General features: G+C 72.4%; 19 protein-coding genes and 1 pseudogene. 6 read left to right on the plus strand and 14 right to left on the minus strand.

The window, feature by feature from the left end:
• Window positions 1-64 precede the first annotated feature (64 nt).
• The 6 genes from thpD to ACFWBD_RS30360 form a co-directional block, all read right to left on the minus strand.
• Window positions 65-952 (minus strand): ectoine hydroxylase, encoded by an 888-nt coding sequence (gene thpD, locus ACFWBD_RS30335; protein WP_385673793.1) that lies wholly within the window; start codon window positions 950-952, stop codon window positions 65-67.
• 5 nt (window positions 953-957) lie between these two features.
• Complete coding sequence (locus ACFWBD_RS30340; protein WP_385673612.1) at window positions 958-1,362, minus strand: ectoine synthase; 405 nt, start codon at window positions 1,360-1,362, stop codon at window positions 958-960.
• A 45-nt stretch (window positions 1,363-1,407) separates the two neighbouring features.
• Complete coding sequence (gene ectB / locus ACFWBD_RS30345) at window positions 1,408-2,679, minus strand: diaminobutyrate--2-oxoglutarate transaminase (RefSeq protein WP_385673615.1); 1,272 nt, start codon at window positions 2,677-2,679, stop codon at window positions 1,408-1,410.
• Window positions 2,680-2,740: 61 nt separating this feature from the next.
• Window positions 2,741-3,247 (minus strand): diaminobutyrate acetyltransferase, encoded by a 507-nt coding sequence (gene ectA / locus ACFWBD_RS30350; protein ID WP_385673618.1) that lies wholly within the window; start codon window positions 3,245-3,247, stop codon window positions 2,741-2,743.
• 282 nt (window positions 3,248-3,529) lie between these two features.
• Window positions 3,530-4,057 (minus strand): DinB family protein, encoded by a 528-nt coding sequence (locus ACFWBD_RS30355; RefSeq protein WP_385673621.1) that lies wholly within the window; start codon window positions 4,055-4,057, stop codon window positions 3,530-3,532.
• 69 nt (window positions 4,058-4,126) lie between these two features.
• Window positions 4,127-5,227, minus strand: a complete 1,101-nt coding sequence (locus ACFWBD_RS30360; RefSeq protein WP_385673796.1) for a pyridoxal-phosphate-dependent aminotransferase family protein — start codon at window positions 5,225-5,227, stop codon at window positions 4,127-4,129.
• Between the two features lie 183 nt (window positions 5,228-5,410).
• On the opposite strand from ACFWBD_RS30360, the gene ACFWBD_RS30365 reads away from it, so the two are divergent.
• The 5 genes and pseudogenes from ACFWBD_RS30365 to ACFWBD_RS30385 form a co-directional block, all read left to right on the plus strand.
• Window positions 5,411-6,274, plus strand: coding sequence for a transporter substrate-binding domain-containing protein (locus ACFWBD_RS30365; RefSeq protein ID WP_385673624.1), 864 nt, complete (start codon window positions 5,411-5,413; stop codon window positions 6,272-6,274).
• Between the two features lie 4 nt (window positions 6,275-6,278).
• Entirely contained in the window at window positions 6,279-7,112 is an 834-nt protein-coding gene (locus ACFWBD_RS30370; protein ID WP_385673627.1) for an amino acid ABC transporter permease, read from the plus strand.
• On the plus strand, window positions 7,109-7,927 hold the full coding sequence (locus ACFWBD_RS30375; RefSeq protein WP_385673630.1) for an amino acid ABC transporter ATP-binding protein: 819 nt from the start codon (window positions 7,109-7,111) through the stop codon (window positions 7,925-7,927). Before ACFWBD_RS30370 ends, ACFWBD_RS30375 begins: the two co-directional genes overlap by 4 nt.
• Before the next feature lie 14 nt (window positions 7,928-7,941).
• Entirely contained in the window at window positions 7,942-9,033 is a 1,092-nt protein-coding gene (locus ACFWBD_RS30380; RefSeq protein WP_385673633.1) for an amidohydrolase family protein, read from the plus strand.
• 117 nt (window positions 9,034-9,150) lie between these two features.
• Window positions 9,151-9,294, plus strand: a pseudogene (locus ACFWBD_RS30385) (LAETG motif-containing sortase-dependent surface protein); the annotation flags it as partial.
• 57 nt (window positions 9,295-9,351) lie between these two features.
• Here the strand turns inward: ACFWBD_RS30385 and cobC are convergent.
• Genes cobC through cobM form a run of 6 tightly spaced genes read right to left on the minus strand, consistent with a single transcriptional unit; the run spans window position 9,352 to window position 15,804 of the window.
• Window positions 9,352-10,437, minus strand: a complete 1,086-nt coding sequence (gene cobC, locus ACFWBD_RS30390) for an Rv2231c family pyridoxal phosphate-dependent protein CobC (protein WP_385673636.1) — start codon at window positions 10,435-10,437, stop codon at window positions 9,352-9,354.
• Complete coding sequence (locus ACFWBD_RS30395; RefSeq protein WP_385673639.1) at window positions 10,427-11,356, minus strand: sirohydrochlorin chelatase; 930 nt, start codon at window positions 11,354-11,356, stop codon at window positions 10,427-10,429. The genes cobC and ACFWBD_RS30395 overlap by 11 nt, the downstream gene beginning before the upstream one ends.
• The gene (locus ACFWBD_RS30400) at window positions 11,353-11,955 is read right to left on the minus strand and encodes a precorrin-8X methylmutase (RefSeq protein ID WP_385673642.1); all 603 of its coding nucleotides are present in this window, start codon (window positions 11,953-11,955) and stop codon (window positions 11,353-11,355) included. Before ACFWBD_RS30400 ends, ACFWBD_RS30395 begins: the two co-directional genes overlap by 4 nt.
• Entirely contained in the window at window positions 11,952-13,727 is a 1,776-nt protein-coding gene (gene cobJ / locus ACFWBD_RS30405) for a precorrin-3B C(17)-methyltransferase (RefSeq protein ID WP_385673645.1), read from the minus strand. The genes ACFWBD_RS30400 and cobJ overlap by 4 nt, the downstream gene beginning before the upstream one ends.
• Window positions 13,724-14,980 carry a precorrin-6y C5,15-methyltransferase (decarboxylating) subunit CbiE gene (cbiE, locus tag ACFWBD_RS30410; RefSeq protein ID WP_385673799.1) on the minus strand — a complete coding sequence of 419 codons (1,257 nt, stop codon included), beginning with the start codon at window positions 14,978-14,980 and terminating at the stop codon, window positions 13,724-13,726. Before cbiE ends, cobJ begins: the two co-directional genes overlap by 4 nt.
• A 5-nt stretch (window positions 14,981-14,985) precedes the next feature.
• Complete coding sequence (cobM, locus tag ACFWBD_RS30415; RefSeq protein WP_385673648.1) at window positions 14,986-15,804, minus strand: precorrin-4 C(11)-methyltransferase; 819 nt, start codon at window positions 15,802-15,804, stop codon at window positions 14,986-14,988.
• 99 nt (window positions 15,805-15,903) lie between these two features.
• On the opposite strand from cobM, the gene ACFWBD_RS30420 reads away from it, so the two are divergent.
• The gene (locus ACFWBD_RS30420; RefSeq protein ID WP_351764552.1) at window positions 15,904-16,632 is read left to right on the plus strand and encodes a ZIP family metal transporter; all 729 of its coding nucleotides are present in this window, start codon (window positions 15,904-15,906) and stop codon (window positions 16,630-16,632) included.
• Between the two features lie 17 nt (window positions 16,633-16,649).
• Here ACFWBD_RS30420 and cobI read toward each other — a convergent pair whose 3' ends face one another.
• Both cobI and ACFWBD_RS30430 read right to left on the minus strand, forming a co-directional pair.
• The gene (gene cobI / locus ACFWBD_RS30425; RefSeq protein WP_385673652.1) at window positions 16,650-17,381 is read right to left on the minus strand and encodes a precorrin-2 C(20)-methyltransferase; all 732 of its coding nucleotides are present in this window, start codon (window positions 17,379-17,381) and stop codon (window positions 16,650-16,652) included.
• Window positions 17,378-18,808 carry a cobyrinate a,c-diamide synthase gene (locus ACFWBD_RS30430; RefSeq protein ID WP_385673655.1) on the minus strand — a complete coding sequence of 477 codons (1,431 nt, stop codon included), beginning with the start codon at window positions 18,806-18,808 and terminating at the stop codon, window positions 17,378-17,380. The genes cobI and ACFWBD_RS30430 overlap by 4 nt, the downstream gene beginning before the upstream one ends.
• Window positions 18,809-18,812: the final 4 nt, after the last annotated feature.

Consider the following 18,812-nt stretch of genomic DNA (forward strand, 5'->3'; position numbering starts at 1 on the left):
CAGCACCCGATCCGGGTGGGGGCGTCCGGGCCTGCCGACGCGGCCGGCGAGGAAGGAAGGCGGCTCACCGCACGGGTGTGAAGTCCCGCGCGCCGATGAAGTCCGGCCTGCGCACCGGCGCCGCGAACGGCTCCACGGCCGTGTTCTCCACGCTGTTGAACACGATGAACACATTGCTGCGCGGGAACGGCGTGATGTTGTCGCCGGACCCGTGCATGCAGTTGCAGTCGAACCAGGTCGCCGAACCGGCCTTGCCCGTGAACAACTTGATGCCGTGGTCGCCGGCCATCGCGGTCAGCGCCTCGTCCGACGGCGTGCCCGCGTCCTGCATCTGCAGCGACTTCTTGTAGTTGTCCTCGGGCGTGGCCCCGGCGCAGCCGAGGAACGTCCGGTGCGAGCCCGGCATGATCATGAGCCCGCCGTTGGTGTCGCGGTTCTCGGTGAGCGCGATCGACACGGACACCGTCCGCATGTTCGGCAGACCGTCCTCGGCGTGCCAGGTCTCGAAGTCGGAGTGCCAGTAGAAGCCCCTGGCCCCGAAGCCCGGCTTGACGTTGATCCGCGACTGGTGGACGTACACGTCCGAACCGAGGATCTGCCGGGCCCGCCCCACGACCCGCTCGTCGCGCACCAGCGCGGCGAACACCTCACTGAGCTTGTGCACCTCGAAGACGGAGCGGATCTCCTTGGACTTCGGCTCGACGATCGACCGCCCGTCGGCCCGGATCTCCGGGTCGGCGACCAGCCGCTCCAGCTCCCGCCGGCAGACGGTGACCTCGTCGTCGGTGATCAGCTGGTCGACGGTGAGGAAGCCGTCGCGCTCGTACTCCTGGAGGCCGGCCGCCGGGATCGGGCCGGGCGTGTCGGGGGAGCCCCAGACGACGGGGTCCTGACGGGGGACGGACACCTCGGTGGTGCCACGGGTGGGGTAGAGATCGGTGAGGGTGGTCACGATGCTCACACCTCCTCGGGCTCGGTCAACAGGGGGTACACGCCGTTCTCGTCGTGGTCCTCCCGGCCCGTGACGGGCGGGTTGAACACGCAGATGCAGCGGAAGTCCTCCTTGACGCGGAGCGTGTGCCGCTCGTGCCCGTCGAGGAGGTACATGGTGCCGGGCGTGATGCTGTGCGTCCGCCCGCTCTCGTGGTCGGTCAGTTCGGCAGCGCCCTCGACGCAGACGACGGCCTCGATGTGGTTCGCGTACCACATCGACGTCTCGGTACCCGCGTACAGAATCGTTTCGTGCAGCGAGAACCCGACCCGTTCCTGAGCGAGCACGATGCGCTTGCTCTCCCAGGTGCCGGACGCCGCCCGCACATGCCGGTCGGTGCCTTCGATGTCCTTGAACGAACGGACGATCACTGTGGTGCGATGCCTCCTAGGTAGGGGATACGGGGTCCGAGGGCGTCAGACGGTTTCCCGTACGGCGCGGGCGATGACACTGAGGCCCTCGTCCAGTTCCTCGGGGGTGATGGTCAGGGCCGGCAGCAGTTTGACGACCTCGCTCTCCGGGCCGGACGTCTCGATCAGCAGCCCGAGTTCGAAGGCCCGCTTCGCGACCCGCCCGGCCCGCGCCTTCTCGTGGAACTCCAGGCCCCACACCAGACCGCGGCCCCGGTACTCCTTGACGTCGGCGAGGTTCTCCTCGGTGATCGAGATGAGCCCCTGCTCGATCTGCTCGCCACGCGTCCGGGTCTGCTTCTCCATGGCGGACCCGTCGGCCCAGTACGTCTCGAGGGCGGCGGTGGCGGTGACGAAGGCCGGGTTGTTGCCGCGGAAGGTGCCGTTGTGCTCACCCGGCTCCCACACGTCCAGCTCGGGCCTGAACAGGCAGAGCGACATGGGCAGTCCGTAGCCGCTGATCGACTTGGAGACGGTCACGATGTCCGGGACGATCCCGGACTCCTCGAAGGAGAAGAAGGCCCCGGTGCGCCCGCATCCCATCTGGATGTCGTCGACGATCAGCAGCATGTCCTGCCGCTCGCACAGTTCCTTGAGCGCCCGCAGCCACTCCGGACGCGCGGCGTTGATGCCGCCCTCGCCCTGCACGGTCTCGACGATCACGGCGGCGGGCTTGTTGAGCCCGGACCCCTGGTCCTCGAGCAGCCGCTCGAACCACAGGAAGTCGGGGACCTGGCCCTCGAAGTAGTTGTCGAACGGCATCGGCGTGCCGTGCACCAGCGGGACCCCGGCCCCGGCCCGCTTGAAGGCGTTGCCGGTCACCGCGAGCGCCCCGAGGGACATCCCGTGGAAGGCGTTGGTGAACGACACGATGGCCTCGCGTCCCTTCACCTTCCGCGCCAGCTTCAGGGCCGACTCCACGGCGTTGGTGCCGGTCGGGCCCGGGAACATCACCTTGTAGGGCAGGTCACGCGGCCGCAGCACCAGATCCTGGAAGGTCTGGAGGAAGGTCCGCTTGGCCACGGTCGACATGTCGAGCCCGTGCGTGACGCCGTCCCGCATCAGATAGTCGACCAACGCCCGTTTCAGCACGGGGTTGTTGTGGCCGTAGTTGAGGGACCCGGCACCGGCGAAGAAGTCCAGGTAGCCATGACCGTCCTCGTCGTACATACGGCTGCCCTGCGCGCGGTCGAAGACGGCGGGCCAGCTGCGGCAGTAGCTGCGCACCTCGGACTCGAGGGTCTCGAACACGCTCAGGTCGGGCGGGGTGATGGTCACGACGAAACGCTCCTCGGGGTGGGGGTCGGAAGGGGAGACGGGCGGAGGCGGGGTGGGGTGGTCAGAAGGCGAGGGGGCCGATGCGGTACAGCACCTCGGGGTCGTGCGGGCCGTCGGGGAACAGCCCGGCGTCGAACAGCACCTCACGGGTGACGGTCGCCCCGTGCCGCTCGGCGTACGAGGTGAACAGCCGCTCGGAGGCGGTGTTGCCCGGTGTGATCGTGGTCTCCACGGCGGTGAGCGGGCGTTCGGCGGCGACGCGCGTGGTCAGCCCGTCCAGCAGAGCGGCGGCGAGGCCGCGTCCACGGTGCGCGGCGTCGACGGCCACCTGCCAGACCAGTAGGGTGTGCGGGTCCTCCGGCCGTACGTACCCGGTGACGAACCCGACCGGCTCACCGCCCTCCGCGCGGGCCACCGCCGAGGTGGCGGCGAAGTCGCGGCACCACAGCAGATAGCTGTAGGACGAGTTCAGGTCGAGCGTTCCGGAATCCTTCGCGAGACGCCAGAGCGCTGCTCCGTCTTCCACCGACGGGCGGTCGATACGTAGGTCTGCTTGTGCGGCAGTCATGCGGGTTGAACTTACCCAGCGAAATTCAAAAGCGCATGGAGAGGCCGTGGTGATTCCGTGATGCCGCCGGGGCAGGTTGCCGTTTCATCCGCTTTTGCACCGCGCAAAAGGGGCATATCGCCCTGCTTGTGCAATGCGTCACGCGCTTGAGACCTGCCCCAGATTCCCCGCGTTTAGGTGCGGTGAATCCGGGCAGACGAACTCAGGAAACCTATCGTGGAGAAAGAACTCGAGAAGGAACTCGATAAAAGTCTCGACGATAATTCGTGGATAACCCTGAATTCAGGTTCCGGTCACCCCGTCGATACGCTCCCGGAGAATGTCCGCGTGGCCGTTGTGCCGGGCGTACTCCTCGATCATGTGGAGCAGCATCCAGCGCAGGCTGACCTCGAGTCCGGCCATCGGCCCGTCGACGATCCGGCCGGTGGCCTCCAGTGGCCGCCCGGCGATCAGCTCACGCCCGCGCGCGATCTCCCGCCGCCAGACGGCCAGTGTCTCGTCGAGACCCCGCCCGGCGTCGAGGGCGTACCCGGTCCTCTCCTCGAAGACGGGCGGTACGTCGAGCCCGGCGAACGCCCGCTGGAACCAGTTCCGTTCGACCTCGGCGAGATGCTGGACGAGACCGAGCAGGGTCAACTCGGACGGCTCGGCCGCCGGTTGCCGGACCTGCTCGTCGTCCAGCCCCACGCACTTCAGCTCGAGCGTGGCCCGGTGGAACGCCAGCCAGCTCTCCAGCATGGGGAGTTCGTCACCGGTCAGCAGGGGGACGGGGCGGCCGTCGGGGAGGGCGAGGGGAGTGTCGGTTGTCATGCGGGGCAGCATGCCAGCCGCCACCGACAAGCGGGTCCCGGCGGCGGCCCAGCGGCGGCCCGGCGGCGCCTACCGCCAGGCGCCCTCCGCGGCCCGCCGGGCCCCTTCGAGATCCACGTCCCGCCCCTGCTCCGCCAGCGCGGCGCCCAGCGCCGCCAGACACCCCTGCACCACCCCGACGGTCGCGTCGCCCCCGTAGTGGTTGACCCGGATCATCTCCCTGGCCAGCGCGCCCCCACCCGCGGCCAGCGGCAGCGCCGGGTCGCTCGCCAGCGCCCGGGCCACCAGCTCCGACGCCACCACGCCCGACGGCGTCCGCAGCGTCGTGGCGACGGGCGCCGCCTCCGCCGCGTCGCGCACGTACGGCTCCAGTCCGCCGCCCAGCGCGAGCGCGCCCGCGCGCGTCGCGGCGGCGGCGGACGCGTGCCGGGCCATCACCGTCTCCGGCCGCTCCGCCTCGATCCGCTCGACGCACGCCTCCAGCGCCAGCATCTCCAGCTGCGCCGGCGCGTGCAGCAGCGTCTTGCGGCCGCCGTCGACCCACCGCTCCTTCCAGTCCAGCAGGGACAGGTACGACCGGCGCGGCGCCCCCGGGTTGGCGGCCATCCGCGCCCACGCCCGCTCGCTCACCGACACCGCCGACACGCCCGCGGGACCGCCCATCGCCTTCTGCGCGCCGATCACACACAGGTCCACGCCCCACGCGTCCGGCAGCACCGGTTCCGCACCGATCGAGGCGACCGCGTCCAGGTAGAACAGCGCGCCGTGCTCCCGTACCACCTCGCCGATCTCCGCGACCGGGTTGGTGTTGCCGGTCGCCGCCTCCGCGTGCACCAGCGACACGAAGTCGATCCCGGGGTGCTCGGCGAAGGCCTCCCGGATCTGCGCGGCCGTCACCGCCGTGTGGAAGGGCACCGCCAGATCGATCACCGTGGCGCCGCAGTCGCGCAGCCAGTCCCCGAAGGTCTGCCCGTACGGACCGGTGATCACGTTCAGCGCGGTGGTGCCCGGACCGGCCGTACCGCGGATCGCGCCCTCGAGCGGCAGCAGCGCCTCGCCCTGCATGATCACGACGTCCTGCCGGGTGTCCAGCAGCCGGGCCACCCGGTCCTCGATCGAGGCGAAATGTGCGGCGTTCAGCGGGGCAAGATCGAGGAACGGGTGTGTCACGGCGGTGCTCTCTTCACTCACTGGGTAGAGGTGACGAGACTAACCGGCACGCGCCCCACGCTTCCCGCCCTCCCCGCTCGTGACTTCGTAGGTCGCACGGCGCTGTAGCCATCGGTTTGATTTGAGAGCCTCAAACCTCTCCTTATAATCGGAACCCACAGTTCCCTTACAGGAAGGCCCGCCGTGAACACCCTCCCCGGCCGCCGGACCCGCGTCCTGGCCGCCACCACCGTGACGGCCGGACTGATGCTCGTCGCCGCCTGCACCTCCACCGATGACGGCGGCAGCGGCTCCAAGACCGCCGCCGGCGGGGTCGAGCTCGCCAAGGCGGGCCGGCTCACCACCTGCACCCACCTGCCCTACCCGCCGTTCCAGTCGGAGATCGACGGCAAGGTGCAGGGCTTCGACGTGTCCCTGATCGACCTGGTCGCCAAGGACCTGGGGGTGAAGCAGGCAATCCTCGACACGCCCTTCGAGAACTTCAAGACCGGCGCCTTCCTCAACTCCGGCGAGTGCGACCTGGCCGCGGCCGGCATGACCATCACCGACGAGCGCAAGAAGAACGTCGACTTCTCCGACCCGTACTTCGAGGCCACCCAGGCCGTCCTGGTCGACAAGGGCGCGGGTGTCACCTCGCTCGCCGACGTGAAGTCCAAGGACGTCAAGCTCGGCGCCCAGGCGCAGACCACCGGCGAGGACTACGCCAAGAAGCAGGGCTTCGACCCGGTCTCCTTCGAGTCCTCCGACGCCGTCCTCAACGGTCTGCGCACCGGCCAGGTCAAGGCCGTCATCATCGACTTCCCGGTCGTCCAGGGCTGGCTGAAGGACAAGGCCAACGCCGACGCCTACAAGGTCGTCGACAACCTCAACACCGGTGAGCAGTACGGCTTCACGGTGAAGAAGGGCAACACCAAGCTGGTCGCCGCGATCAACAAGGCGCTGGCGGACGCGAAGGCCGACGGCACCTACAAGAAGCTGTACGAGAAGTGGATCGGGCCGTACGACGAGTCGGCCGCCTCCCCGTCGGCCGCCGCCTCGGCCTCCTGACCCCGTGGCCGGCAGCGACGTACGACTCCAACCGAAGAAGAAGGGCCTGACCCGGCGGCAGAAGCGCAGCCTCTCGCGCGGCGCGCAGTACGTCGTCTTCACCGCCGCCGTGATCGTCTTCGCGGTCACGGCGGACTGGGGCCGGCTGAAGAACCAGTTCGCCCAGTGGGACATCGCCAGGGAGATGTTCCCGGACGTCATCACGCTGGCGTTGAAGAACACCGTGCTGTACACGGCGTCCGGCTTCGTCCTCGGCCTGGTGCTCGGTCTGGTCGTCGCCCTGATGCGGCTGTCCTCCGTGGGCCCGTACCGCTGGGTGGCCGGTGTCTACATCGAGATCTTCCGCGGTCTGCCCGCCCTGCTGATCTTCGTGTTCATCGGCGTGGCCGTGCCGCTGGCCTTCCCCGGCACGGAGATCGTCGGCGGCACCTACGGCAAGGCGGCCCTCGGGCTCGGCCTGATCGGGGCCGCGTACATGGCGGAGACGTTCCGCGCGGGCATCCAGGCCGTGCCCAAGGGACAGCTGGAGGCGGCCCGGTCGCTGGGCTTCTCGCCCGCCCGCGCGATGGTCTCTGTCATCATCCCGCAGGCGTTCCGGATCATCCTCCCGCCGCTCACCAACGAGCTGATCATGCTCTTCAAGGACTCCTCCCTGGTCCTGCTCCTCGGGGTGACGCTGGAGGAGCGCGAACTGTCCAAGTACGGCCGTGACCTGGCCAGCACGACCGCCAACTCCACGCCGATCCTCGTCGCCGGCCTGTGCTACCTGCTGGTGACCATTCCGCTCGGCTTCGTCGTGCGGCGCATGGAGGCCAAGGCCCAGGAGGCCGTGAAATGAGCCGACCGGAGATCGAAGTCCGCGACCTGCACAAGTCGTTCGGCGCCAACGAGGTGCTGCGCGGCATCGACCTGGAGATCGGCCAGGGCGAGGTCGTCTGTGTGATCGGCCCGTCCGGCTCCGGCAAGTCGACGCTGCTGCGCTGTGTGAACCTGCTGGAGGAGCCCACCAAGGGCCAGGTCTTCGTCGGCGGCACCGAACTCACCGACCCCGACGTCGACATCGACGCCGTACGCCGCCGTATCGGGATGGTGTTCCAGCAGTTCAACCTCTTCCCGCACCTGTCGGTGACCGAGAACCTCACGCTGCCGCAGCGCCGGGTGCTCAGGCGCGGCAAGGCGGAGGCGGCGAGGGTGGCCGCCGAGAACCTGGAGCGGGTGGGTCTGTCGGAGAAGGCGGCCGCCTACCCCGCCTCCCTCTCCGGCGGCCAGCAGCAGCGCGTCGCGATCGCCCGCGCGCTGGCCATGGGCCCCGAGGTGATGCTGTTCGACGAGCCGACGTCGGCGCTCGACCCGGAGCTGGTCGGCGATGTCCTCGCGGTCATGCGGATGCTCGCCGACGAGGGCATGACGATGATGGTCGTCACCCACGAGATGACCTTCGCCCGGGAGGTCGCCGACCGGGTCGTCTTCATGGACGGCGGGGTGATCGTGGAGGACGGCACCCCGGCCGAGGTCATCGCGAACCCCAGCCACGAGCGGACCCGCCACTTCCTCTCCCGCCTCCTCGACCCCGCGATGGCCGACGTGGAGGAGGGCTCCTCGGGCCAGGCGGCCGGCCGGACGGGCGACCGGAAGGGCGAGCCGGGGCAGTAGTTAGGGTGCACGGCATGAGCGATCGCGCGGTGCTGCACGTGAAGGGCCGGATCCTGACCGGATCCGACGAGGTCCGCGACGGGCTGTGGGTCGTCGACGGCCGGGTCTCCTACGACCGTCCCGTCGGCGCCCGTGACGTGCGGACCGTCGAGGGCTGGGCGCTGCCCGGGCTGGTCGACGCCCACTGCCACGTGGGCCTGGGCGCGCACGGCCCCGTCGACACCGACGTCGCCGAGAAGCAGGCGCTGACCGACCGCGAGGCGGGCACCCTGCTGATCCGCGACGCCGGCTCGCCCTCGGACACCCGCTGGGTCGACGACCGTGAGGACCTCCCGAAGATCATCCGGGCCGGCCGGCACATCGCCCGCACCCGCCGGTACATCCGCGGCTACGCGCACGAGATCGAGCCAGGCGACCTGGTCGCGTACGTCGCGCGGGAGGCCCGGCGCGGCGACGGCTGGGTCAAGCTGGTCGGCGACTGGATCGACCGCGAGGTGGGCGACCTGGCCCCCAGCTGGCCACGGGAGGCGGCCGAGGCGGCCATCGCGGAGGCCCACCGGCTGGGCGCGCGGGTCACGGCGCACTGCTTCGCCGAGAACTCGCTCCGCGACCTCGTCGAGTCGGGCATCGACTGCGTCGAGCACGCGACAGGCCTGACCGAGGAGCTGATCCCGCTGTTCGCCTCACGAGGCGTGGCGATCGTGCCGACCCTCGTCAACATCGCCACCTTCCCGGACCTCGCCGCCGGCGGCGAGTCCAGGTTCCCGCGCTGGTCGGCCCATATGCGCCGGCTCCATGAACGCCGTTACGACACCGTTCGCTCCGCCTACGACGCCGGCATCCCGGTCTTCGTCGGCACGGACGCGGGCGGCACGCTGCCGCACGGTCTGGTGGCCGCGGAGGTCGCGGAACTGGTGACGGCGGGCATCCCGCCGCTGGCGGCGCTCTCGGCGACGACCTGGGGCGCGCGCGAGTGGCTCGGGCGCCCCGGCCTGGTCGAGGGCGCACCGGCGGACCTGGTGGTCTACGACAGCGACCCGCGCGCCGACGTACGGGTGCTCGCGGCACCGCGCCGGGTGGTACTGAACGGCGCGGTGGTGAGCTGAAAGGCGCTGTGACACGGGCGGTCGTGGAGAACGTGCGTGCCGATGGATTCGAAGACATGCACGGAAAACTCACGTTGGAGTGAACTCGCGTCACCCTGCTGACCGTTCACCCCTCGTGACGTCAAGGCACAGGGCGCGCCCGCCCAGGCGGACCTGGCCCGGACCGGCGGCAGCTCGACGACCCCGTACATGGCGGGCGGCGCGCTGGCGCTGCTGGCGGCGGGCGGGGGAGCGGTGGCACTGGCCCGCCGCCGCGGCTGACCGGACGGAGCGCGGGGTACCGACCGGGGACGTCCCGCCCGGGTCCGTACCCCGCCCTCATCCCCGGGTCAGGGCCAACGCCTGGTCCAGCGCCTGGAGGAAACGGTTCACCGTCACCCGGTCCCGTACCGCCAGCCGCAGCCACTCCTCGTCCAGCCCCGGGAAGGTGTCACCGCGCCGGACCGCGAACCCCAGGGTGCGCAGCCGCCGGCGGACGGCGTCGGCCCCGGGCAGCCGCACCAGGACGAACGGTCCCTCCGCGGGTCCCGCGACCCGCACCCCGTCGACGCCGAACTCCTCGAGACCGGCCACGAGATGCGCCCGGTCCGCGGCGACGCGGTGGGCGGCGTGGGCGGCCTCCGCCAGTGCCTGGGCCCCCATGCAGGCCTCGGCCGCCACCAGTGCCGGCGTGGACACCGGCCACAGCGGCTGCGCCCGTTCCAGGTCGGCGACGGTCTCCGGCGCGGCCAGCACGTAGCCGATCCGCAGCCCCGCCAGTCCCCAGGTCTTGGTCAGGCTGCGCAGTACCACCAGGCCGGGCACGTCCGTGTGTGCGGCGAGGGCCTCCCGTTCGCCCGGCACCGCGTCCATGAACGCCTCGTCGACCACCAGCGTCCGCCCGGGCCGGGCCAGCCGCCTGATCGTCTCCGCCGGGTGCAGCACCGACGTGGGGTTCGTCGGATTGCCGATGACCACCAGGTCCGCCGTCTCCGGTACGGCCGCCGGATCCAGCCGGAAGCCGTCCTCGGGGCGCAGCAGCACCCGGTCCACGCTGTGCCCCGCGTCCCGCAGCGCCGCCTCCGGCTCCGTGAACTGCGGATGCACGACGACGGGCCGCCGGACCTTCAGGGCGCGCGCCAGCAGCACGAACGCCTCCGCCGCGCCCGCCGTCAGCAGCACCCGCTCGACGGGCAGCCCGTGCCGTGCCGCGACCGCCGCCCGCGCGGGCCGCCCGTCCGGGTAGGACGCCAGGCCGCTCAGGGACGCGGCGACGCGCTCCCGCAGCCACCGCGGGGGTGTGTCCGCGCGGACGTTCACCGCGAGGTCGACGAGTGCCGAGCCGTCGTCGCGCACCTCGGCGTCCCCGTGGTGGCGCAGATCGTGGGCGCCGGCCCGCCCCTCGGCGGGTCCCTCAGTGCGCATGGGAGTGCGCGTGTCCGTGATGGTGGTGGCCGTCGTGGTCGTGTCCCTCGTCGTCCGGGTGGAAGTGCGGCTGCTGCGCCAGCCCCACCTTGTCCTCGAAGCCCGGCAGCGCGATCCGGTACACGCACGAGTCGCAGTTCATCCGCAGGTCGCCCTTGACGGCCTCCTCGTACCGCTCCATCACCAGGTCGAGCAGCTCCGGCTCGGGACCGATGACGTCCGCCGAGCGCACCTCGACCTCCGGGTGCGCGGCCGCCCAGCCCTCGGTCTGGTGCCGTACCCGCTCGGGCAGGATCCCGGTGAACAGGAAGTAGGGGAGCACGACGATCCGCTTCGCCCCCAGCTTCACGCACCGGTCGAGCCCGCTCGGCACGTCCGGCGCGGCCAGCGACACGAACGCGGTCTCCACACCCGCGTATCCGCGTCCCTCCCACAGCAGCCGTGCCGCCTTGTACACCTCGGCGTTGGCGTCCGGGTCCGTCGACCCGCGCCCGACCAGCAGCACGGTCACGTCGGCCAGGTCCCCGGGGGTGCGTCCCACGGTGCCCAGCGCCTCTTCCAGCCGCCGCTCCAGCACGTTCAGCAGTGCCGGGTGCGGGCCCAGCGGGCGCCCGTACGTGTAGGAGATCCCCGGATGCCGCTCCTTCTCGCGGGACAGCGCCGCCGGGATGTCGCCCTTGGCGTGCCCGGCGGACACCAGCATCAGCGGAACGGCGGCGAACCGCCGTACGCCACGTTCCACCAGCTCCGTCACCGCCTCGCCCAGCGGCGGCGGGGACAGCTCGATGAAGCCGCCCGCGACGGGCAGTTCGGGGTGGCGGCGGCCCAGCTCCCGTACGAAGTCACGGAACGCCTCGGCTCCGGCTTCGTCCCGGGTGCCATGGCCGGCGATGAGCAGGGCGGGCGGCGGGGTGATCACTGTTTCTCCTCGTAGGGCGAAGCGGGGGACGAAAGAGGTGTGTACAGCAGGGCGTTGAGTGCGGCGGCGGCGACCGCCGACCCGCCCTTCTCGGACACGTTGCTCACGGCGGGCAGTCCGCTCTCGCGGAGCGCGGCCTTCGATTCGGCCGCCCCGACGAAGCCGACGGGCAGGCCGATGACCAGCGCGGGGGAGGTGTCGAGCGTCAACAGCTCCTCCAGGGCGGTCGGCGCGCAGCCGATCACCCAGAGGGCGCCGGGCCCGACCTCCTCGAACGCCAGCCGGATCGCGTGGGCGGACCGGGTCAGTCCGGGGCCGGACGTGGCGTCCCCGAGCCGGCAGACGGTGTCCCGCCGGGTGATGCCCGCGGCCACCATCTCCACGTCGACGACGACGGGCGCCCCGGCGTGCAGCGCGGTGTGCGCTTTCGCCAACTCGCCCTCGTCCAGCACGAGATCGCTCGCGTACTCCAGATCGGCGGCGGAGTGGATGACCCGCTCCACCACCGCCCGGCTCAGCGGAGCGAAGTGCGAGGTGTCCAGGCGGGCGCGCAGCCGCCGGAAGGACTCCTGCTCGATCGGATGGACTTCACGGTTCACAGGGCGCCCTCCTGGGAGCTTTCCTGGGAGCTGCTTTCGGAGGAGCTGCTTTCGGAGGAGCTGCTTTCGGAGGAGCTGCTCTCGGGGGAGTTCTCCTGCCAGCGGTAGCCGCGGGGCGTCACCATGCGCCCCGCGATGTTCCGGGTCGCCGTGTTCCCCACGGTCACGACCGTCATCATGTCGACCCACGCCGGGTCGAGTTCCGTGAGCGTCGTCAGCCGGGCGGTGCCGTCCGGGCGCGAGGCGTTGCGCACGACACCGACCGGCGTCGTCGGCTCCCGGTGCCCGGCGAGGATCGAGAGCGCCTTGGGGAGCTGCCAGTCGCGGCCCCGGGAACGGGGGTTGTAGAAGGTGACGACGATGTCCGCCTCGGCGGCCGCCCGCACCCGCCGCTCGATGACCTCCCACGGCGTGTGCAGATCGGACAGGCTGATCGACACGTGGTCGTGGCCCAGCGGCGCGCCGAGGATCGCACCGGCCGCGAGCGCGGCGGTCACCCCCGGCACCCCGACCACGTCGATGTCGTCGGACGCCTCGGCGAGCGCGGGGGAGGCCATCGCGTACACGCCCGCGTCCCCGCTGCCGATCAGCGCGACGCTCTGCCCGCGCCGGGCCTCCGCCACGGCGGTCCGGGCCCGCTCCTCCTCGGCGCCGAGCCCGGACTCCAGGATCCGGGTGCCGGGCCGCAGCAGGTCGCGGATCTGGTCGACGTACTGGTCGAGGCCGACGAGCACCGAGGCCCGCTCCAGTTCCGCCTTCGCGCGCGGTGTCAGCAGGTCCCGCGCGCCGGGCCCGAGCCCGACGACCGCGAGCCGCCCGCGCGCGGGACGCCGTACGACGGCGCAGGTGGCCATCGCGGGCCGCCCGTCCGCACGCTCCGACTTCCTTTTGGGGACGAGGAGTTCGCCCCCGCCGACGAGAGCGGCGGCCTCCGCCACGGACGGCGTGCCGACGGCGGCGAGCGGTGCGTCGGACGGGTTCGGAACCTCGACGACGGCCAGCTCCTCGGCGGAGTACGTCACCACGGGCACGCCGAGCCGACGGGCGGCCTCGACGATCCCCGGCTCGTCCGCCTTCGCGTCGACGGTGGCCAGCCCGGCGACGCTCGCGGGAGCCAGTCCCGCGTCCCGCAGGACACCCGTCACCAGGCCGAGCACCTCCTCGGCCGGGACCCCCCGGGACGCGCCGACACCGACGACCAGGGACGGCGGACGCAGCAGCACCTCGCGGGCGGCGGGCGCGACCGCGCGGTCCGTGAGCCGCACGGTGTACTCGCCCCGCTCCGCGAACGGCACCGGCGGCAGCGGCCACGCCACCTCGGCGGCCAGCGCGACCGGCTCACCGTCCAGCAGGGCCCGCGTCACGCCGGCCACATCGCCCTCCACGGGAAGGCCGAGCGTGTCGAGTCCGGGGATGCCGACGGCGTCCGTGGCCGTGGTCACCACGGGCTGCGCCCCCAGCAACTCGCCCACCGCCAGCGCGAGTTCATTGGCGCCGCCGGCGTGCCCGCCGACCACCGGGACGGCGAACCGACCGGCCTCGTCGACGCACACCACACCCGGGTCGGACGCCTTGTCGGACAGCAGGGGCGCGACCAGCCGGACAACCGCTCCGGTCGCCAGGAAGCACACGAGCTGCTCGCACTCGGCGAACGCCCGCCGGACGGCGTCCCCGACCGGGCCGTCGTACACGCGCGTGCGGTCCGGCCAGGCCGCGGCCAGCCGGTCGCGCGCCGCCGCCCCCGCCGCGGTGGCGGAAATGAGGCCGATCACAGGGCTACTCCTTCTCGGTGAACAGGGTGCGCGCCGACGGCGTTTCTGACACCCCACAGCAGGAAAACGGGATTGGTCGCGGCCAGCCGGGTCACATCGCCCGGCAGCGGCGCGAGCCGTGAGGAGTGCAGCAGCACACCGTCGCAGTCGAACCCGGCGTCGGCGAGCGCGGCGCGCACCGCCGGGACCCGGTCCAGCGCGGCCATCGCGACGACCACGGTCCGCCGGGCCCGCCGCGCGCACGCGCCGACGATGCCGGGCAGCTCGCGGCCGCCACCGCCGACGAACACGGCGTCGGGATCGTCGAGTCCGGCCAGCGCGTCGGGCGCGGTGCCGTGCACCACGTGCAGGTCGACGCCGTGCGCCTCGGCGTTGGCGCGGATCCGGGCGACCCCGTCCGCCGCCTTCTCGACGGCGCTGACGGCGGCGCCGAGCCGCGCGCACTCCACGGCCACGGACCCCGACCCCGAGCCCACGTCCCAGACCAGGTCGCCGGAGCGCGGCCCGAGCCGGGCCAGGGCCAGCGCCCGCACCTCGAACTTGGTGATCATCGAGTCCCGGTGGGCGAAGTCGCCCTCGTCCAGCGCCCACCCGGCGGGCCGGACCCCGGGCCCGGCCAGCGTCCGTACCGGACCGGGCGTCCGCGCCTCGTCCAGACACAGGACGACACTGACCGCCGTACCCCAGTCGCGTCCGGCGGCCTCGCCGGGGGAGACGCGCTCCACGCGCTCGCCCGCAGGGTCGCCCAGCGCGGAGGCCACGACGAGCACCCGCCCGGGCGCGCTGCGCGCGAGCGCGGCGCCCAGCTCGGCGGGCCCGGCGCCCGGACCGGTCAGGACGGCGACCTTCGGGTGCGCCCGGCACACGTTGACGGCCGTCCGCGGATCCCGCCCGTGCGCGCTGACGACGACGGCGTCGTCCCAGGTCAGTCCGAGCCGGGCGAAGGCGGTGGCCACGGAGGAGACACCGGGCCTGACGTCCAGCCGGTGCGCCCCGAACCGTTCGGCCAGCGCCCGCACGATCCCGAAGAACCCGGGGTCGCCCGAGGCCAGCACGACCACCCGCCGGTCCTTCCCGACGTACTCCCCGACGGCGTCGAGGGCCGGCGCCAGCGGACCGAGCACGATCCGCTCGACGGACGCGGGTAGCGGTACGGCGTCCAGATGGCGCCGGCCGCCCACGACGAGCTCGGCGCCGGCCACCGCGTCGGGAGGCACCGCCGCTCCCGTCCCCGTGCCGACGACGGTGATCAGCCGGCTCACGTACCGGCACCCCGCGACCGCAGCGCCCGGCGGGCCTCCGGGTCGGCCTTGCGATAGCCGTGGAAGTGACCGGGGTGGTACAGGTGCGAGCGGGTGCCGTGCGCGTCGAGCGCCGGGCCGACCAGGAAGAGGGTGTGCTTCCAGAGCTTGTGCTCCTTGACCGTCGCCTCCAGCGTCTCGATCGTGCACTTCACGACCAGCTCCTCCGGCCAGGTCGCCTGATAGGCGATGACCACCGGGGTGGCGGTCGGGTAGCCGCCCTCCAGCAGCTCCCGCACCAGCTGACCGCTGCGCGCGGCCGACAGGAAGATCGCCATGGTCGTGCCGTGCCGGGCGAACTCCCGCACCTCCTCGCCGGGCGGCATCGGCGTCTTGCCGCCGCCGAGCCGGGTGAGGACGACCGACTGCGCGACCTCGGGGATCGTCAGCTCGCGCCGGGCGAGCGCGGCGACGGCCGAGAAGGAGGACACGCCGGGCACGATCTCGGTCTCGACGCCGAGCTCCTCGCACCGGTCGAGCTGCTCCTGCGTACCGCCCCACAGGGCGGGGTCGCCGGAGTGGATGCGGGCGACCCTCAGCCCCTCCCGGCGGGCCCGCTCGTACACGGCGACGACGTCCTCCAGGGACATGGTCGCCGAGTCGAGGATCTCCGCGCCCTCGCGCGCGTGCTCGAGAACCTCCGCCTGGACCAGGCTCGCGGCCCAGATCACGACGTCGGCGTCGGCGATGGCACGCGCGGCACGGAACGTCAGCAGGTCGGCGGCGCCGGGGCCGGCACCGACGAAGGTCACCTTGCCGGTGGGGGCATCGGCCATGGGTTCGGGTCCTCTCATAGCGGGCTTTGTACGTGTTTTCCGGCGTCAGCGGGCGGCGCGGATGTGCGCGAACGGTGGTTGATCGGATAGCAAGGGCCTATGGCGGTCTTCGTCGCGCTCGGCGCGTTCCTCATGACGCTGGCCGGCGGCTGGACGGCACAACGCGTGACCGACCGCCGCCACCTGGTGCTGGGCCTGGCCGGCGGCCTGATGCTGGGCGTCGTCGGCCTGGATCTGCTGCCGGAGGCTCTGGAGGCGGCCGGCACGGAGGTCTTCGGCGTCCCGGCCGCGCTGCTGCTCTTCGTGGCCGGCTTCCTGCTGGCCCATCTGGTGGAACGTCTGCTGGCGGTGCGCCAGGCCGCGCACGGCGCCGAGGAGCACGACGGCAGGGCCCCCGAGGTCGGCCTGACGGCGGCCGCGGCGATGGTCGGCCACAGCGCCATGGACGGCGTGGCGATCGGCGCGGCCTTTCAGGTGGGCGGCGGTATGGGAACCGCCGTGGCCCTCGCGGTCGTCGCCCACGACTTCGCGGACGGCTTCAACACCTACACGATCACGAGCCTGTACGGGAACGCCCGCCGCAAGGCCCTGTTCATGCTGTTCGCGGACGCGGCCGCACCGGTGGTGGGCGCGGCCTCGACGTCCTTCGTCACCATCCCCGAGCAGGTGCTCGGCAGCTATCTGGGCTTCTTCGGCGGTGCGCTGCTGTACCTGGCGGCCGCCGAGATCCTTCCCGAGGCGCACCACGAACACCCCGCCCGCTCGACCGTGCTGTGCACGATCGCGGGCGCGGCCTTCATCTGGCTGGTGGTGGGCCTGGCCTCGTGACCGGGCGGCGGACGGACTCACAGCTTGCCGCCCCGGCCGCCCTCGCGCCGCGCGGGCGCGATGAGCGTGGAGAGGTAGGGCAGCGGCTCGCCGTCCAGCTCCCCGGCGGGCCGGATGGACTCCTCCGCGAGCCCGAGCGCCGACCCCCATACGGCGTCCCCGATCCGCCCGGTCTCCCGCAGCGCCTCGACGACCTCGGCGGCCTGCCGTCCGAACTTGTAGGCCACGACGGTCCCCGGCCCGGCCAGCGCGTCCTTCAGCACGGCCGAACCCGCGGTCACCGGCACCAGCGTCAACGGCTCGGTGCCCTCGGTCAGCACGGCACCCGACCGTGCCGCGAGATCCTGCATGGCGGTGATCCCGGGGACGGTCTCGATCACCACGCCCGGCACCGACTCCACGATGGTCTGCGCGAGGTAGGTGAAGGTGGAGTACACGTTGGGATCGCCGATGGTCGCGAAGGCGACGACGCCGTGCTGCCGCAGCAACTCGGCGACCCGCTCCCCGGCGGCGTCCCAGGCGGCCTCCCGCCGCGCCCGGTCGGTCCGTTCGTTGAGTGCGAAGACGACCCGGACGATTCTGTCCGCGGGCGCGTAGTGCAGCACGGTGGCCTCGGCCCGCCCGCGCTCCCCGCTGTCCATCACGGGCACGACGACGACCTCGGCGGCCCGCAGCGCGTTGACACCCTTGACGGTCACCAGCTCCGGATCCCCGGGGCCCACCCCGACTCCGACCAGCTTGCTGCTCATGACGTCCGGCACCTCTCCACGAACCGACGGGCCACACCGGGCTCGGACGCCCAGTGCGTGTGCAGATAGCTCGCGTGCACACCGCGCTCCACAAAACCCTCGACCCGCCGCGGGGCCAGCACCCCCCAGGCGGGAGCCGCCCCCGAGCCGGGCTCGACGACGGTCCGATGGAACTCGTGGCCCCGCATGCGCGTCCCGGCCACGGCCAGCACACTGTCGCTCACGGCCACGGCGTCCCGATATCCGAGCGTGAGCCGCTCGCTCATCCGCGCGGTGGCGTCCAGCACCCCGCACATGGGCCGCCCGTCCAGTTCCCGGCACAGGTAGAGCAGTCCTGCGCACTCCGCGGCGACCGGGGCGCCGGACTCCGCGAGCGCGGCGACCTCCTTGCGCAGCGCCTCGTTCCCGGACAGCTCGGCGGCGTACACCTCGGGGAACCCGCCCCCGACGACCAGCCCACGCGTCCCGTCGGGAAGTCCCTCGTCCCGAAGCGGATCGAACACGACCACCTCGGCCCCGGCAGCGCTGAGCAATTCGGCATGCTCGGCGTAGGAGAAGGTGAACGCAGGCCCCCCGGCAACGGCAACCCGCACTTTGCCTGCCGGGCCGCCCCCAACCAGCCTGTGTGGGGGCGCAGCCCCCGGGGTCGGGGCGGGAAGGGGCGGCGGGGGCGAGGAAACAAGCGCCTCAGCCGCGTCCCAGGCCGCACCCGACAAGACCCCCGCGGACCGCGCCAGCGCGACCAACGCCTCGAGATCGCACCCGTGCGAAACCTGCGCGGCCATGGCCGCAACCGCCTCCACCGCCGAAGCCCGCCGCTCGGCGACCGGCACCAGCCCCAGATGCCGGGACGGCGTCTCCACCTGAGCCACCCGCCGCAGCACGCCCAGCACCGGCACCCCGGCCGACTCGAGCGCCTCCCGCAGCAACTCCTCGTGCCGGTCGGAAGCGACCTTGTTCAAGATCACGCCCCCGATCCGCACCTCGGGATCCCAGGAGGCGAACCCGTGCACGAGCGCGGCCACGGACCGCGACTGGGACGACGCGTCGACCACGAGAACGACCGGCGCCCGCAGCAGCTTCGCCACCTGGGCGGTGGACGCCAGCTCACCCTCCCCGGCGGCGCCGTCGAACATCCCCATGACCCCCTCGACCACGGCGATGTCACATCCGTGCGCACCATGCGCGAACAACGGCCCCACCAGCTCGGGCCCGCACAGGTACGCGTCGAGGTTGCGTCCCGTCCGCCCGGTCGCGAGCGAGTGGTACCCGGGGTCGATGTAGTCCGGCCCGACCTTGTGCGGGGACACGGCGAGCCCCCGCGCGGTGAGCGCGGCCATCAGCCCGGTGGCGACGGTGGTCTTGCCGCTGCCCGAGGAGGGCGCGGCGATGACCAGCCGGGGGACGGAGGACGGGGAGGTCAGCACGGCT

It is taken from the genome of Streptomyces sp. NPDC060002 (assembly GCF_042737245.1).
Lineage (GTDB): Bacteria > Actinomycetota > Actinomycetes > Streptomycetales > Streptomycetaceae > Streptomyces.